The following is a 14,871-nucleotide window of genomic DNA, read 5'->3' as shown; positions in this document are numbered from 1 at the left end:
GAGCTGGCAGCCCCTTCGGACGGAGACGCAAGGCCGCCACATATGGAAGCGTCTACTATGAGCCGCTTGGCCACCACCTCCGAAAGCGCGTTCGCCTCGGGAGGTGGCGGCCCTTCGAAGGGAGTACGCCGGGCTGCCACAGGAGACGGCGTTCTTTGAGTCGCACTGGCTGCCACCTCCGAAAGCGCTATCGCCTCGATAGGTGGCAGCGCGACTCCGTCCCGTGGCGAAGCTTTTTCGGACGGAGGAAGCGGGCTGCCGTTCCAGAGCCTTATTCCTTGAGTCGCCGGCTGCCATCTCCGAAATCCTTCGTCTCGGGAGCTGGCAGCCCCTTCGGACGGAGACGCAAGGCCGCCACATATGGAAGCGTCTAACTATGAGCCGCTTGGCCACCACCTCCGAAAGCGCGTTCGCCTCGGGCGGTGGCGGCCCTTTCGGAGGCGGGCGCAGAGTCGCCGGTTCCAGGGCGCGAAGGCTGAGCGCTCGTGTCGCCGTCCCCGTGTGGGCTTCACTCTCGAGTGCCGGCGGCTGCAGGCTCGGGATAGATTTCACCGTGGCAAGGAACGGCGAACTCACGCCTGCTTTCGTCGTTCGATTTCACGGGGCGGTTCATGCCTATGTGAATCGCTGGGCCCATCGCCGCCTGAAGCTTGACTGGAATGCAGGCGAGTTTTTCGATGCTTGGGGAAACCATCTGTTATGTGCCACGCACGGGGCACGTTACGTGCCGGCGCGCGGCGCGTGTGTAGCGGGCCTTGTGGCCAGGTCGGTCTGGTAAAACTCGCCGTGACCGAGCGAGCGGGTGGGTGATATCTGCCTCGAACCGGCGGATGATATACACTTAATGGAAACGAGAAGAGTGACGCGAGGTTGAACGATGACGGAAGACAGCAATATCCCACCTTCGCCTACCGCGGGGCCGGACAACCGGCACGCTCATTGGGAACGTGATCTGCTCGAACGGCTGGCGTTTGTCTCATTGACGGAACAGCGGCGTGCCCGGCGCTGGAGAATCTTTTTCAAGCTTTTCTTTGCCGCCTATCTGCTTGTGTTATTGGTAATTTTTACGACGGATTTCTGGAGCGGCAAATCACTGGCCTCTCGCTACACCGCGCTGGTAGACCTTGAGGGCGAGATCAGCAGCAGCGGTGTCGCCAGCGCCGATAATATCCTCTCGGGCCTGCGCGCCGCCTTTGAGAGCAAATCGACCGTGGGTGTGGTCCTGCGCGCCAACAGCCCCGGCGGCAGTCCGGTGCAGGCGAGCTACATCAACGACGAAATAAAACGGCTGCGTAAAAAGCACCCCAAGATTCCGCTCTATGCCATTATTGGCGATGTCTGTGCTTCGGGCTGTTACTACGCCATTGCCTCCGCTGACAAAATTTACGCGGATAAAGCGAGCATTGTCGGTTCCATCGGCGTTCTCATGAATGGCTTTGGATTCGTCGATTCGATGAAAAAACTCGGTGTCGAACGCCGGTTGCTGACGGCGGGCGAACATAAGGGCTTTCTCGATCCATTCGGCCCCATCAAACCCGATGAAGCGAAGCATGCGCAGTCGCTGCTTAACCGAATACACCGGCAATTTATCAACATTGTGCGCGAGGGGCGTGGCGAAACGCTGAAGGAAACCAAGGACATGTTCTCGGGACTTTTCTGGACCGGCGAGGAAGCCGTCAAGATGGGGCTCGTGGATGATCTCGGAAGTACCAGCTACGTGGCGCGTGAAGTGATCGGCGCCGAAGAGGTAGTAGACTTCACTTTCCGTGAAAATGTATTCGACCGGTTCAGCCGGCGGCTCGGTACGGCCATGGCGCAGACATTCGCCTCCGATCTCCTGGGACGCGCGCCAACTTTGAGATAACCAAATCAGCCGGGTTCAGGCTGCAGCCGAATTAAAGCAAGGCGTTAACATCCGTGCTCGAAGTATTTTGCGCCCGCTCAGATAACATCGACCCCTTCGTTTTCCAGCATACGAATCAGGCGGATGAGCGGTAATCCGATCAGTGCGTTCGGATCGTCGCCATCGAATTTCTCCAGTAGCGCAATTCCCAAGCCTTCTGATTTGACGCTGCCGGTGCAGGAGTAAGGCCGTTCCTTGTGCAAATAGGATTCAATTTGTGCCTCGGTAAGTTCACGGAATGTCACGCGATAGGGAATAATTTCGCTCTGTACACGAGCGGTAGCGGCATTGACGAGCGCGAGACCACAGTAAAGTGTGACGGTTTTTCCGGATGCAACGCGCAATTGCCGCATGGCTTCATCGTGATCGCGTGGCTTGCCGACCATGGAGTTGTTATATACCGCCACTTGATCCGAACCGATAACGAGTGACCCGGGTATCCGTGCGGCAATTACGCGCGCTTTTTCGACAGCCAGGCGTTCGACCATTTGGGTGGGCGCTTCACCAGGTCTCGGTGTTTCATCCACATGAGGCGCGATCGCTTCGAATGGAATTTTCAGGCGTTCGAGCAATTCTCGGCGGTATGGCGAAGAAGAGGCAAGAATCAGTTTCATAGGAGCTGCCGACGCGCCAGCCTTGAAAAAGGTGGAAATGGTCGGGTCATGTTTCCTGCAAATCGACGTTTAGTTATCCGGTTCAATTTCGACCAGGGCTTCATCGGGATTGACGGAGTCCCCTTTGGCGACATTCACGGATTTAACCGTTCCAGACACCGGAGCCGGAACTTCGTTTTCCATTTTCATTGCCTCGATGACCAGCACCGGGTCTCCGGCCTTTATCGTTTTACCGGCCTTGATCAGGATATCGACCACGGTTCCGGGCATGGAGCTGGTGACATGGCCTGCCTTCGTTGCCTTCGGTCTTTTTGAACCCTTGGAGGCCCGACGGGTATCCACCATCCCGGCATCGGTGGGAACAATCTCCGTCAAAGTCTCGATCAGGATCTGTTCCGGCACACCGTCCACCGTTACGAAAAACGGCCGCTGCTCATCGCCCTTGTGGCCTACGCCGGTTACGCGAATATGATAGGTTTCTCCATGCATGGTGGCTTTAAAGTCCGTCGGCGCGTAAGCGGGCATACCGGAGGACTCCGCGGATACCATGGGCTTCAGTTCTTCGGGTTTGAGCGCGCCGGCCGCGCGTTCCTCGAGAAATCGGCGTCCGATTTCCGGAAACATGGAATAGGTCAGCACGTCCTCCTCCGATTTCGCCAGCGCGCCGATTTCTTCGCGCAGCCGGTGCATTTCAGGCTTGAGCTTGTCCGCCGGGCGGCAGGAAATGACCTCTTCAGCGCCGATGGCCATGTTACGCACCGCATCGTTGATCTGGCCGGGTGATTTGCCATAACGACCTTGCAGGTACAGTTTCACTTCGTTGGTGATGCTTTTATATCGCTTGCCGGTCAGCACGTTCAGCACCGCTTGAGTACCAACAATCTGCGAGGTCGGTGTCACCAGGGGCGGGAATCCCAGATCCTCGCGAACACGCGGAATTTCCTCGAGCACTTCATTCATGCGGTTCAACGCGCCTTGCTCTTTCAGCTGGTTAGACATATTTGAAATCATCCCGCCCGGCACCTGATTGACGATCACCCGCGTGTCAATTTCGGCGTATTCACTTTCGAATTGATGGTATTTTTTCCGCACCTCGCGGAAATAAAAACCAATCTCCTGAAGCAGTCTGAGATCCAACCCGGAGTCATACGGTGTTTCGTGAAATGCAGCCACCATGCTCTCTGTCGGCGGATGACTGGTTCCCCAGGAAAGCGGTGAAATCGCCGTGTCCACATGGCGCGCTCCGTTTTCCACCGCCAAGTACATGCAGATGTTCGATACGCCCGACGTGGTGTGCGAATGGAATGCAAGCGGCAGTTTCGTCGCCTTGGAAAGCGCCGAGAAAAGTTTCACCGTGCGCGGAGGCGTGAGCAGACCCGCCATGTCCTTGATGGCAATGGTTTGACAACCCATTTTTTCGAGTTCCTTGGCTTGTTCGATAAAATAATCGTTGGTGTGCACCGGACTCGTGGTATAGCAGATTGCGCCTTGCGCGTGTTTCCCGGCCTTGAGCACGGCTTCGACCGACGATTCAAGATTACGCAGATCGTTCAGGGCGTCGAAAATACGAAATACGTCAACTCCCGCTTCAGCCGATTTGGCGACGAAGGCCTGCACGACATCATCGGAATAATGACGGTAACCGAGCAGATTCTGACCGCGCAACAACATTTGCAACGGGGTCCTGGGCAGCGCTTTTTTCAGTTTGTGCAGCCGCTCCCATGGATCTTCCTTGAGATATCGCAAACACGCATCAAACGTGGCGCCGCCCCAGGTTTCAAGCGACCAGAATCCGACGCTGTCCAGTTTGTCGCAGATCGGCAGCATGTCTTCGGTCCGCATGCGCGTGGCCAGCAAAGATTGATGGGCGTCGCGTAACACGACCTCCGTTATTAGAATTTTTCTGTTTGTAGATACCATTACCGTTAAATTTCCTAAAGTCCGTGATACGCCACGACGGCGGCGGCGATTGCTGCGGTCAGATCTGCCGGAGAACGTCGAACGGAGTAATTCAACAGTTCCTCATGCTGCTCGATAAAGCCGGTGTCGAATTTTCCCGATTGAAACTCATTTGTGCGCAAGATTTCAAAATAGAACGGTTTGGTCGTTTTGACACCGTAAAGTCCCATGTCCTGGAGTGCCCGTTTGGCGCGGGCCAACACTTTGTCCCAGGTCAGCGCCCATACTGTGAGCTTGGCGCACATCGAATCGTAGTGCGGGGGGAATTCGTATCCCGTGTAGATGGCGGCGTCGGTGCGAACGCCGGGACCTCCGGGCGCATAATAGCGCGTGATGCGCCCGTGACTTGGCAGAAAGCCGTTCTTCGGATCTTCCGCATTAATGCGGAACTGAATCGCATAACCGCGAAAACGGATGTCATCCTGTTTGTAAGATAATGGTTGTCCCTCGGCGATGCGAATTTGCTCCTGTACGATATCCACGCCGGTGATCTGTTCCGTCACAGTATGTTCGACCTGCAGACGGGTGTTCATTTCCATGAAATAAAACTGTCCATCTTGATCGAGCAGAAATTCGACTGTGCCGGCGTTCTCGTAAGCGACACACCGGGCGGCCCGCACGCCCAGTTCGCACACCGTGGCACGCTGCGCATCCGTTAGCTGAGGGGAGGGCGCAATTTCAATCAGTTTCTGGTGACGGCGCTGGATCGAGCAGTCGCGTTCATAGAGATGTATGATGTTGCCGAGCTTATCGCCAAGTACCTGTACTTCAATATGTCGTGGATGGACGATCGCCTTTTCCAGGTATACGTCCGCGCTGCCAAAAGCCTTGGTGGCTTCCGATACGACTCGTTCATAGGCGCGTTTGAGATCATCTTCGTCGAGGCAACGGCGAATACCGCGTCCGCCGCCACCGGAAGTGGCTTTGAGCATCACCGGGTATCCGATTTTGCCGGCCAGCGCGACCGCTTCGGACACGTTCTTCAGGTTTTTTTCGCTGCCGGGTATCACCGGAACACCGGCGGCCATCATGGATTCCCGCGCCGCGATTTTATCGCCCATGCGCCGGATGGCATCCATTGAGGGACCGATATAGGTAATGCCGCGTCTTGCGCAGATGTCGGCAAGCTGGGAGTTTTCCGAGAGGAAACCATAACACGGATGCAGGGCGTCGCAGCCGGTGGCCACGGCCAGATTCACAATGCGGTGGGCGTTCAGGTAACCGCCGACGGGGTCCGGACCCACATTGTAGGCTTCGTCCGCTTTTTTGACATGCAGCGCATGGCGGTCGGCATCGGTGTAAATGGCCACCGACACGATGCCCATTTCGGCGCAGGCGCGTACGATACGCACCGCTATTTCACCGCGGTTGGCAACCAGAATCTTTTTTATCAAGCTGAGGACTCCGCTGAACGGGTGCGATTACACCGGCCGGGCGCCGCTCCTTCGCTGGTACGGAACGTCCTGGACGAGTCAACACACACCCGTGGGTTCTGTTTCGTAATGTGCTATTTTGACACAAGATTCGTGCAATTATATGATGCGCGGCCTGTAATCGCACGCCAGGCGTCTGTTTATAGATTTAACGAGACGCGTTGCCTCCCTTCCGCAGGCGGGTGTCGCCGCGAGGACTGGGCGTAGTGAGGGTATCCATGTCGCCATCCTGGAAAGCGCTGCACGGCCATCTGCCCGTGACCATCGATCCGATTCAGCTGGCTGAAAGAGGTGCGCGCCTGACCGGTACGCTCCCCGTGAAAAGCATGTCACGACTGGCATCCACCTGTCTTGACGGATCGGGAGATGTCCTCGTTGATCTGATTTTCGAGCGCGGCGAAGGCGAAGATGTGCTCATCATGCATGGGAGTCTGCGTGCCAATCTTCGAGTCACGTGCCAGCGATGCCTGGAAGGAATGGCGCTTGAGCTTGAGGCTATGCCTTGGTTTATCCTATTAAGGCCGGGAGCGAGACGGGACAGCATTGAAGCAGAGCCGGATACCCTGATCGTAGACAAACCGTTGTCTCTGATTTCGCTGGCTGAAGATGAGTTGTTATTGGCGCTGCCCATGGTGCCGATGCACGAGGCAAGTCGGTGTCCAGCCGGACGTTATATCGCGGCAGCAGAGGTTAATAAAATGCATTCGAGCAAAATGAGGAAGCAAAGCCAAAGCCCGTTTTCTATCTTGAGCAAATTAAGGAAATCGAGATAGCGTCCAATAATTTCTTAGACTATAAAGAGGAATAACCATGGCCGTACAGAAAAGCCGAGTATCACCATCCCGCCGCGGAATGCGACGGTCACACGATGCCTTGAAAAAATCGACGCTCTCGGTTGACAAAACCAGTGGCGAAACACATCGCCGGCACCATGTCACCGCCGACGGTTATTATCGCGGACGCAAGGCGCTGGAAAACAAACCGGAATAGTTCCAGCTTGGACCGAATCCGCCCAAGGGATCTGCGGCCTTGATTACAATTGCCCTTGATGCCATGGGGGGCGATCACGGGGTCAGTATTACTGTTCCCGCAGCGCTCCAGGCATTGGAACTCCAGCCAATATTGAAACTGATTCTCGTAGGGCAACGCGAACTCATCGAGCAAGAATTGAAGTCGCATCGCTCGGATATCGGCGAGCGTCTCTCGATACATCACGCCAGCGAATCCGTGAGCATGGATGAACCTCCGGCACAGGTACTGCGCAACAAGAAAGATTCATCCATGCGCGTGGCCATTAACCTGGTGAAAGAAGGCGTCGCCCAAGCGGTTGTATCCGCCGGCAACACGGGGGCGCTCATGGCTACCGCGCGCTTCGTGCTGAAAACCCTGCCGGGCATTGATCGTCCCGCCATAATAACGACGCTTCCGACCATTCATGGTCATGTTCACGTACTCGATCTCGGCGCCAACGTCGATTGCCGGCCGGAACAGTTGCTGCAGTTTGCAATCATGGGTTCAATCCTGGTCAGTGCCGTGGAAAATAAACCCCGTCCGCGAGTAGCACTACTTAATATCGGTGCGGAGGATATCAAGGGTAACGAGGCGGTAAAAAAGGCCAATGAACTGCTTCGCGCAAGCTCAATTAATTATTGCGGCTTTATTGAAGGTGATGAGATATATACTGGTGACATGGAAGTCATCGTATGTGACGGATTTATCGGAAATGTGATGCTCAAGGCGAGCGAGGGACTGGCACGAATGATCACGCATTACATAAAGCAGGAATTCAGACGCAATCTTCTCACCCGCCTGTCCGCGCTGATAGCTTTACCGGTGATGCATGCTTTCAAGAAGCGCGTGGATCCGCGCCGTTACAACGGTGCCACCCTGATCGGTTTGAACGGGACCGTGATCAAAAGTCATGGAGCCGCGGATGCCTTGGCGTTCCGATATGCTATCCTCGAAGCATTGACCGAGGTAGAAAACAACGTTCCCGAACGCATCGGCCGTGAACTGGTTTCCATGCAGGGTGCGGGGGAAACAGCGTGAGTTGCGCGCGGATCATCGGCACGGGCAGCTATCTTCCCACGAAGATACTCACGAACCACGATTTGGAAAAGATTGTCGATACAACGGATCAATGGATTTTCGAACGTACCGGCATTCGTGAGCGCCATATTGCATCAGCAGGGGAAACCAGCGCGTTCATGGGCGAGCAGGCATCGCGCCGTGCCATCGAGGCGGCCGGGATAAGCGCGAAGGACATCGATCTTATCATCGTGGCGACAACGACTGCCGATCAGGTGTTTCCCAGTACCGCCTGCCTGGTGCAGGACCGTCTCGGTATTCATGGCTGCCCGGCGTTTGATGTGCAGGCCGTTTGCACGGGATTCGTGTATGCGCTGGGCATCGCGGAGAAATTCATCCGCTCCGGGTCGACCCGATGCGCACTCGTGGTGGGTACCGAAACCTTGTCACGCATCATTGACTGGACCGATCGGGTCACCTGTGTGCTGTTCGGTGATGGCGCCGGCGCCGTCTTGCTCGCGGCATCCGAGAAACCCGGGATCATATCAAGCCACCTGCACGCCGATGGAAAGTACAAAGACCTCCTCAGCGTCCCTTCGGGTATTTCATCGGGATATGACAAGGTGATCAACGGCAAGGCCTACATGCAAATGGAAGGGAATGAGGTTTTCAAGGTGGCCGTGAAAACGCTCGGACGCATCGTTGACGAAACGCTCGCAGTGAACCACATGAAAAAGACGGATATCCAGTGGCTGGTACCGCATCAGGCCAATCATCGGATCATTGCGGCTACGGCTAAGAAACTCGGAATGTCCATGGATCATGTGGTCATGACCGTTGACCGGCATGGCAACACCTCGGCCGCGTCGATCCCGCTCGCTTTCGATGAGGCCGTGCGTGATGGACGTATCAAGACCGGTGATACCGTGCTGATGGAGGCTTTCGGAGGCGGTTTTACCTGGGGATCTGTGTTGCTGAAATACTGATCTGACAGCAGCAGCAGAATTCAGGAGTATTCTTTCCAATTCTCCGGCCAACGATTTTAATCACCGAAGAAAATTCTCATGACACTCGCATTTGTATTTCCCGGACAAGGTTCGCAGTCCGTCGGCATGATGCGCGATCTGGCTGCGAAGTTTCCTGTCGTCAGGCAGACCTTTGACGAGGCTTCGCATGCGCTTGGTTACAACCTGTGGCTGATAGTGGAGCAGGGGCCTGATGAACGATTGAATCAAACTGAAGTAACCCAACCCGCCATGTTGGCGGCGGGCGTGGCAAATTGGCGCGTCTGGTCCGGACTCAAAGGACCGAAACCGCAAGTCATGGCCGGCCACAGTCTGGGTGAATATACCGCGCTGGTTTGTTCTGAAGCGCTCGATTTTCCAGAAGCCGTCAAGCTGGTTGCCGACCGTGGCCGCTTCATGCAGGACGCGGTGCCCATCGGGCAAGGCAGTATCGCGGCGATTCTGGGACTGGATAATGAGGCGGTGCAAAAACTGTGCGACCAGGCTGCGCAAGGCGAAGTGCTCGATGCGGTCAATTTCAATTCACCGAACCAGATTGTTATTGCCGGCGCCGCGGGAGCCGTGGCTCGCGCCGTGGAACAGTCCAAGGCCGCGGGCGCCAAGCGCGCCGTGGTGTTGCCGATGAGCGTTCCGGCCCACAGCCGGCTGATGATTCCGGCGGCGGAACGCATGGCGCAGCGTCTGAAACACGTAGAAATTCGCCGTCCTGTGCCACCGGTCATCCATAATTCCCATGTAAAGTCAGAATCCGATCCGGCTGCGATTCGGAATGAACTGGTTCGCCAGATAAAATCTCCGGTGCGCTGGGTCGAAATTATTCAGAAAATGCAGGCCGACGGCGTAAACCGGCTGGTAGAATGCGGTCCGGGAAAAGTGCTTACCGGACTGAACAAACGGATTGCACGCTCGACAGAAACCCTGCCGGTATTCGACCCGACATCGCATCAGGAGGCGTTGTCAATTTTGACGAAAATCTCTTAAGCGACTATGGAAGACGATATGTTTTTAAAGGGCCAGATCGCACTCGTGACGGGAGCCAGCCGTGGCATTGGACAGGCTATTGCCGTTGAACTGGGACGTCAGGGAGCGCAGGTTGTCGGGACATCCACTTCGCAGTCCGGCGCAGCCAAGATTACCGCTACGCTGAAAGAAAATAATATTTCGGGGCAGGGAGAAATTCTCGACGTAAACAGCGCGGAGTCCGTCACGGCAGCACTATCGTCCATGGAAAAATCCATTGGCGCGCCGACTATTCTCGTGAATAATGCGGGTATCACCCGCGACAATCTGCTGCTTCGGATGACCGAGGACGAGTGGGATGATATTTTGAATACCAATCTTAAGTCTGCATACCGGATGACCAAGGCTTGTTTGCGCGCCATGACCAAGGCCCGATGGGGCCGGATCATCAATATCAGCTCGGTGGTGGGTGCGACGGGCAATGCCGGGCAGGCCAACTATGCGGCATCCAAAGCCGGTTTGATCGGATTTACCATGTCACTCGCCCGCGAGGTGGGATCGCGCAATATTACTGTCAATGCGGTGGCGCCGGGTTTCATCGACACGGACATGACGCGTGAATTGACTGAAACCCAGAAAGCGGCCTTGCTCAATCAAATACCGCTAGGCCGGTTAGGACAGGTTGAGGAGGTCGCCCATGCCGTGGCGTTTCTCGCTTCTCCCCAGGCCGGCTACATTACCGGCATGACCTTGCATATCAATGGTGGGATGTACATGAACTAGCCGCTGGATCCCGTGGCGCAGCGCTTTCGGAGACGGCGGCAGTAGTGCCCATGGTAACATGGCTCATTGCGGCTACTGTGCCCATTGCCGAAGGAGCGTTCGCCTCGGGCACTGGGCACTAAGTCCGGTATCATGCTGAAAAGTACCAGTTTGTCAGTTGGCTGGACGATTTCGGACAAATGGTGTTAACTATGCGCCCGCACGCGGGCAGTAACTCAATCTTTGGAGGGATAATCACCCATGAGCAGCGTAGAAGAGCGCGTCAAGAAAATCGTTGTGGAGCAGTTGGGCGTTAACGAAGGCGAAGTAAAGCCCGAAGCTTCCTTTGTGGATGATCTGGGCGCGGATTCCCTGGATACCGTTGAATTGGTGATGGCGCTGGAGGAGGAATTTGACTGTGAGATTCCCGACGAGCAGGCGGAGAAAATAACCACTGTCCAGCAGGCCATAGACTATATCAATACCCGTTTGAACTGATTACTTAATTAAGTGAGAGGCCGTCATCCCTATGGATGACGGCCTCTCGGTTTTAAGCGCGGCAGGATGCCCGCTTCAGTGAGGGATTCGGCGTTGAGCAAACGACGCGTTGTCATCACCGGCATGGGAATTATTTCTCCTCTTGGCCACGATGTTGCTGAAAACTGGCACAGCATTCTAGCTGGCAAGAGCGGAATAACCCGCGTCACCTTCTTCGATACCACCGGTTTCCCCTCCACAATCGCCGGAGAAGTAAAGAACTTCGACCCCACCGCGCATGGCATCTCTCAAAAGGAGGCGCGGCGCATGGACCGCTTTATTCAACTTGGAATGGCCGCCGGTATCGAAGCCATCAAGGATTCCGGGATCCAGGTGACCGAGGAAAATGCCGAGCGTATCGGCGTGCATATCGGTGCCGGCATTGGCGGAGTCGGCACGATCGAAGAAACCACCCGTACCATAACTGAAAAAGGTCCACGACGGGTATCGCCGTTTTATGTTCCCATGAGCATCATCAACATGATCTCAGGCGATTTGTCGGTGATGTATGGATTGAAGGGGCCCAATCTTGCGATGGTGACCGCCTGCAGCACGGCGACTCACGGTATTGGCGACGCCGGCCGGCTGATCGAGTATGGCGACGCCGATGTCATGATTGCGGGCGGCGCCGAAGCCGCCATCACTCCAACCAGCCTCGCCGGATTTGGCAACGCCAAGGCGTTGTCGATGCGTAACGACAGTCCTGAAACCGCGAGCCGTCCGTGGGACATGGATCGAGACGGTTTTGTGCTGAGTGAAGGCGCCGGGATTGTCGTGCTCGAGGAATTTGAACATGCCCGCAAGCGGGGCGCCAAAATTTATTGCGAACTCGTTGGCTTCGGCATGAGCGGTGATGCCTATCACATGACAAGTCCGCCGGAAGGCGGGGAGGGTGCGGCGCGTTGCATGCATAATGCCTTGCAAAATGCCGGAGTAAATCCGGATCAGGTGCAGTACATTAATGCCCATGGGACATCCACGCCATTGGGCGATCGGGCCGAGACACTGGCCGCGAAGGCCGCGTTCGGGGCTCATGCGCGAAAACTTGTCATCAGTTCGACCAAGTCCATGACGGGCCATTTGCTCGGTGCGGCAGGAGGTATTGAGGCAATCTACACTGCGCTTGCATTGCATCATCAGATTGCGCCACCGACGATCAATCTCACAACCCCTGATCCGGAATGTGACCTTGATTACGTACCGAATGTGGCGCGGGAGATGAAAATTGACGTCGCCATTTCAAATTCTTTTGGATTTGGCGGCACCAATGGAACACTGGTGTTTCGCAAATTGGCGTGAATGCCCAGCTTGCACATCGGTTAGATAGCTCCAAGCCGGGGTATGTCTGTCGCCGCCTGGCTACCGTTCACGATTTAACCGGAATTCACGCACAAAATCCCCGGCGATATCCGCATTTGTTGTCGAGCGTGTCGCATGGAACGCCGCGGGCTCGCTATGACATTCTGTTTGCATTTCCGGGAGATTCGCTTTCTCTGGAAATAGATCACCGGCTATACCGCAATGGCCGACTATTAGGCCAAGGTGATTTTTTACAGGCGTTTGACCGGGAATGGCAATCACTTTCACTGGCTGTTGAAATTGCAGACACCGCTGACATTGACGCGCCCCCGTTTTCCGGCGGGTGGTTTGTCTTTCTCGGATATGAACTCGTCGGCCAGATCGAGCCTTCGGTTACCAGCGTAAATTCCGATACGGGACTGCCGGTTGCATCCGCAACCCGGTTTCCGGCGGCGATCATCAACGATCACGCGCGGCAGCAATTGCTGCTGGTTTGCGAGAGTAATCGCGCGGGCGAGCTGTTGCCGCTGCTCGAAGCGGATGCGACCCGTCGGACGACATCCGACACTCCTGCCATGGTTGCAGCGGACTGCCATGAGGAGGATCCACGACGTTTTATCGAGCTTGTCCAGCGCGTGCAGGAATATATAAATGCCGGGGACGTATTTCAGGTAAACCTCTCTCGGCTGTGGCGTATCATGCTCGGCGAACCGGCTCGATCCATCGACCTCTATCGCCGCCTGTGCGCGGCAAATCCGGCGCCGTTTGCCGGCATGATGTCTCTGGGGCATGATCGCTTTATTATCAGTTCCTCGCCGGAGCGGCTTATGGAAATCCGCGGCGGGGAGGTCAGCACGCGGCCCATCGCCGGGACGTATCCCCGAAGCATGGATCCCTTGCAGGACAAAATCTTATCAGAGGACCTGTTGCGCCATCCCAAGGAACGCGCAGAACACGTGATGCTGATTGACCTTGAACGCAATGATTTGGGCCGCGTGTGTTGCGTGGGTTCGATCCAGGTCAAGGAATTTCTGCAACTCGAATCCTATCGTCATGTGCATCATATTGTTTCAGAAGTCAGGGGCAAGCTCCGTCAAGACATTACGCCAGCCCAGGCCATCCGCGCCTTGTTTCCCGGCGGAACCATCACCGGATGCCCGAAAGTACGCTGCATGCAGATTATCGCCGAACTTGAGAATGCGCCGCGCGCGGCATATACCGGTTCGATCGGATACATCAACCGGAATGGCAGTCTTGATCTGAATATTCTGATTCGCACGATTATCCAGAATGGACGGGAAGTCACGCTGCGCGCCGGTGCCGGAATCGTCGCCGATTCCTCACCCGAACGTGAGTTGGATGAGACGCGCGCCAAAGCCAAAGGTCTGCTTTCTGCTTTGGGCGTAACAGCATGAACCGAGGGCCGGGAAGCAACGCAAAGCGAAAAGCTACGACCGACGTTAACCGCCGGACACCGACAACCATCATACCGGTTTTGTTCCGGTTATTCGGAGGCGGTAGGCATGTCAGTCACGCTGATTGACGGGAAGCCAGGCGAGACAGTGTCGGTGCATGACCGGGGATTTCAGTACGGAGACGGGCTGTTCGAGACCATTGCGGTAAAAAACGCGGCGCCGCTCTTGTGGGACTTGCATATGCAGCGCCTGAAGCGCGGTGCTGCGCGGCTCGGTATTAAATCGCCTGACGAGCAACTGATACATGAAGAAGCCGAATTCGTTTGCCGCGGTACCGACCGCTCCGTACTGAAGATTATTCTTACGCGAGGGGTTTCCGCGCGCGGATACGCCCCGATCAATGACACAGACGCGACACGTATTGTCAGTTTGATGCCATGGCCGGATTATCCCAAATCACATCGCTTGCATGGAATCACTTCGCAGTTCTGCCGTACCACCATTACGCGTCATCCTGTGCTTGCGGGTATCAAGCATCTCAACCGGCTTGAACAAGTCATGGCGCGCAGGGAACTGACCGCGGACAGTGCAGAGGGGCTTATGCTTGATGAACAGGGGCATGTAATCGAGGGCACTATGACGAATATATTTATCGTCCGGGAAGGCGCATTATTTACCCCGGATTTGTCACACAGCGGTGTCGAAGGCGTCATGCGCAGCCTTGTGCTTGACCGCGTTTCCGGATTGCCAATGGCCTCAACGGTGGCCGAGCTGACAAAAACGGATCTTCAGGAGGCAGATGAGATTTTTCTAACCAACAGCCTGATTGGCCTCTGGCCGGTTCGGTGCCTGGCATCAAGGGAATATCCCGTCGGGAAACACACCAGGCGCATCCAAGAGGTTATACGCGATGCATGTTGCGTTGACTAGACTGGC

General features: G+C 55.9%; 15 protein-coding genes. 12 read left to right on the top strand and 3 right to left on the bottom strand.

What is annotated here, in order from left to right; translation table 11 throughout:
• The first annotated feature begins 376 nt into the window (after window positions 1-376).
• Window positions 377-778, top strand: coding sequence for a Rieske 2Fe-2S domain-containing protein (locus WD823_RS10895; RefSeq protein WP_368429519.1), 402 nt, complete (start codon window positions 377-379; stop codon window positions 776-778).
• Between the two features lie 99 nt (window positions 779-877).
• Window positions 878-1,864: a S49 family peptidase gene (locus WD823_RS10890; protein WP_368429518.1), complete on the top strand. Its 987-nt coding sequence runs from the start codon at window positions 878-880 to the stop codon at window positions 1,862-1,864.
• A gap of 77 nt (window positions 1,865-1,941) precedes the next feature.
• Here the strand turns inward: WD823_RS10890 and WD823_RS10885 are convergent, their stop codons facing one another.
• From WD823_RS10885 to WD823_RS10875, 3 genes are all read right to left on the bottom strand, one after another.
• Window positions 1,942-2,517: a nucleoside triphosphate pyrophosphatase gene (locus WD823_RS10885; RefSeq protein ID WP_368429517.1), complete on the bottom strand. Its 576-nt coding sequence runs from the start codon at window positions 2,515-2,517 to the stop codon at window positions 1,942-1,944.
• Window positions 2,518-2,586: 69 nt separating this feature from the next.
• A complete protein-coding gene (oadA, locus tag WD823_RS10880) occupies window positions 2,587-4,437 on the bottom strand; it encodes a sodium-extruding oxaloacetate decarboxylase subunit alpha (protein ID WP_368429516.1) in 1,851 nt (616 codons plus the stop codon).
• A 14-nt stretch (window positions 4,438-4,451) separates the two neighbouring features.
• Window positions 4,452-5,870 (bottom strand): acetyl-CoA carboxylase biotin carboxylase subunit, encoded by a 1,419-nt coding sequence (locus WD823_RS10875; protein ID WP_368429515.1) that lies wholly within the window; start codon window positions 5,868-5,870, stop codon window positions 4,452-4,454.
• Between the two features lie 257 nt (window positions 5,871-6,127).
• On the opposite strand from WD823_RS10875, the gene WD823_RS10870 reads away from it, so the two are divergent.
• From WD823_RS10870 to pabC, 10 genes are all read left to right on the top strand, one after another.
• Entirely contained in the window at window positions 6,128-6,682 is a 555-nt protein-coding gene (locus tag WD823_RS10870) for a DUF177 domain-containing protein (RefSeq protein WP_368429514.1), read from the top strand.
• A gap of 37 nt (window positions 6,683-6,719) precedes the next feature.
• The gene (gene rpmF / locus WD823_RS10865) at window positions 6,720-6,899 is read left to right on the top strand and encodes a 50S ribosomal protein L32 (RefSeq protein ID WP_368429513.1); all 180 of its coding nucleotides are present in this window, start codon (window positions 6,720-6,722) and stop codon (window positions 6,897-6,899) included.
• Window positions 6,900-6,938: 39 nt separating this feature from the next.
• Window positions 6,939-7,958 (top strand): phosphate acyltransferase PlsX, encoded by a 1,020-nt coding sequence (gene plsX / locus WD823_RS10860; RefSeq protein ID WP_368429512.1) that lies wholly within the window; start codon window positions 6,939-6,941, stop codon window positions 7,956-7,958.
• Window positions 7,955-8,923, top strand: coding sequence for a beta-ketoacyl-ACP synthase III (locus WD823_RS10855; RefSeq protein WP_368429511.1), 969 nt, complete (start codon window positions 7,955-7,957; stop codon window positions 8,921-8,923). Before plsX ends, WD823_RS10855 begins: the two co-directional genes overlap by 4 nt.
• A 78-nt stretch (window positions 8,924-9,001) precedes the next feature.
• Window positions 9,002-9,943: an ACP S-malonyltransferase gene (gene fabD / locus WD823_RS10850; RefSeq protein ID WP_368429510.1), complete on the top strand. Its 942-nt coding sequence runs from the start codon at window positions 9,002-9,004 to the stop codon at window positions 9,941-9,943.
• An 18-nt stretch (window positions 9,944-9,961) separates the two neighbouring features.
• Window positions 9,962-10,705, top strand: coding sequence for a 3-oxoacyl-ACP reductase FabG (gene fabG, locus WD823_RS10845; protein ID WP_368429509.1), 744 nt, complete (start codon window positions 9,962-9,964; stop codon window positions 10,703-10,705).
• Between the two features lie 240 nt (window positions 10,706-10,945).
• Complete coding sequence (gene acpP, locus WD823_RS10840) at window positions 10,946-11,182, top strand: acyl carrier protein (RefSeq protein WP_368429508.1); 237 nt, start codon at window positions 10,946-10,948, stop codon at window positions 11,180-11,182.
• Between the two features lie 93 nt (window positions 11,183-11,275).
• A complete protein-coding gene (gene fabF, locus WD823_RS10835) occupies window positions 11,276-12,520 on the top strand; it encodes a beta-ketoacyl-ACP synthase II (protein WP_368429507.1) in 1,245 nt (414 codons plus the stop codon).
• Window positions 12,517-13,935 carry an aminodeoxychorismate synthase component I gene (locus WD823_RS10830; RefSeq protein WP_368429506.1) on the top strand — a complete coding sequence of 473 codons (1,419 nt, stop codon included), beginning with the start codon at window positions 12,517-12,519 and terminating at the stop codon, window positions 13,933-13,935. The genes fabF and WD823_RS10830 overlap by 4 nt, the downstream gene beginning before the upstream one ends.
• Before the next feature lie 108 nt (window positions 13,936-14,043).
• On the top strand, window positions 14,044-14,865 hold the full coding sequence (pabC, locus tag WD823_RS10825; protein ID WP_368429505.1) for an aminodeoxychorismate lyase: 822 nt from the start codon (window positions 14,044-14,046) through the stop codon (window positions 14,863-14,865).
• The last annotated feature ends 6 nt before the right edge of the window (window positions 14,866-14,871 follow it).

The sequence above is a fragment of the Sulfuricaulis sp. genome (assembly GCF_040901545.1).
GTDB lineage: Bacteria > Pseudomonadota > Gammaproteobacteria > Acidiferrobacterales > Sulfurifustaceae > Sulfuricaulis.
This window is presented reverse-complemented; position numbering and strand designations above follow the sequence as displayed.